Origin of the sequence: Microseira wollei NIES-4236, assembly GCF_020521235.1 — a bacterium.
GTDB lineage: Bacteria > Cyanobacteriota > Cyanobacteriia > Cyanobacteriales > Aerosakkonemataceae > Microseira > Microseira wollei.
This window is the reverse complement of record NZ_BLAY01000856.1, coordinates 1-207: the sequence shown is the minus strand read 5'-3', so window position 1 is coordinate 207 and position 207 is coordinate 1. Positions and strand designations below refer to the sequence as shown.

Sequence of the window (207 nt, the reverse complement as noted above, 5' to 3'; positions counted from 1 at the left end):
AGGCTCTGCCAGGGAACGCCATTCCCAGGCACAGCCACCCTCGTTCCCAGGCTCTGCCAGGGAACGCCATTCCCAGGCACAGCCACCCTCGTTCCCAGGCTCTGCCAGGGAACGCCATTCCCAGGCAGAGCCACCCTCGTTCCCAGGCTCTGCCAGGGAACGCCATTCCCAGGCAGAGCCACCCTCGTTCCCAGGCTCTGCCAGGGA

Annotated in this window: 1 protein-coding gene; it reads right to left on the bottom strand. The window is 66.7% G+C overall.

Features of this window, described 5'->3' with window-relative positions; genetic code table 11:
• On the bottom strand, positions 1 to 207 hold a 207-nt coding region (locus MiSe_RS50650; RefSeq protein WP_226595185.1), incomplete at both ends, for a hypothetical protein.